Annotated in this window: 1 protein-coding gene; it reads right to left on the bottom strand. The window is 66.7% G+C overall.

Annotation, left to right across the window (positions count from 1 at the left end):
* The coding region (locus AC0699_RS39810; protein WP_478671634.1) for an RNA-guided endonuclease InsQ/TnpB family protein at window positions 1-1,107 on the bottom strand (1,107 nt) is incomplete at both ends.

Raw genomic sequence — 1,107 nt, 5'->3', positions numbered from 1 at the left:
CCTCGCCCTTGCGGGCGATGTTGTGGGAAGCGTTCCGGTCCGCGTGGGCAACGACCCCGCAGTTCCGGCAGGCGAAGAGGGCCTGGCTGGCCCGGTTCTTCCTGTCGATGTGGCCGCACTCGCAGCACTGCTGCGAGGTATAGGCGGGATCGACGAAGACCACGGGCACGCCGGCCCTGCGGGCCTTGTAGACGATGAAGTCTGCGAGCTGGGCGAAGGCCCAGGAGTGGAGCGCGACCCGTTGGGGCTTGCGGAGCCGTACCCTCTGCCGGATTCCCTTGAGTTCTTCCAAGGAGATCCCGGATGAGGTGCGTTCAGCCTCGGTCACGATCGTCTTGGCGATGATGTGGTTCTGATTCGCGGCATGGCGCTGTTCGCGCCGGTTGCGCTTCTTCAGGAGCCGCTTGGCGGACTTGGTGCCCTTGCGCTGGAGCTTGGTGCGCAGGTCGCCTTGCCGCTTGCGGTGCCGGTTCAGGCCGCGCCCGGCGGCCCGGTAGCCAGTGGACGTGGCGGCAATGTTGACGATACCGAGGTCCACCCCGATGAACTGCTCGGGCTCGTACTGCTCGGCCTCGGGAACCTCGAAGGTGGCGATCAGGTAGAACACGCCGTCACGCTCGACCAGATCAGACTCGCCCTGCCGGTGCTCCCGCAGCATCTTCAGGCCGTCGGCGGAGCAGACGAACCGCACACCCCGGATGCGTCCGGCGGTGGTCCAGATGGACACCGTCTGCGCGTCGTACTGCCAGCTCAGGCACCGGTCGTCGTACGGCTGGGCTGCCTGGGACCGAAAGGCAAGCGGCTTGGACTCGGCCCTCCTGCGCCGCTTCGAGCCCGGTCTGCCGAGGTTCCCGGCTTTGATGTTGGCCTTGAGTGTCGTGTAGGCGTCGCGGACCTTCTTGATGGTGTGCTGGGCTGCTTGCGCCCCCAGCCCTCGCGACTTCAACTCCGCGTAGGTGTGCTTGCGCAGCTCGTACTCGCGCGGAATGCCGCACTCGAAGGCCACCGTCGACACCCAGTTCGCGGCCTCGTTGACCGTGCGCAGGGTCGCGAGAAGTGCGGCGGTCTGCTCGGCCTCCGGCATCAGCTTCACTCGCACAACGAGTT

The organism is Streptomyces sp. NPDC043870, from assembly GCF_056435785.1.
The sequence above is the reverse complement of the archived record's forward strand: the minus strand, read 5'-3'. Positions and strand labels throughout refer to the sequence as shown.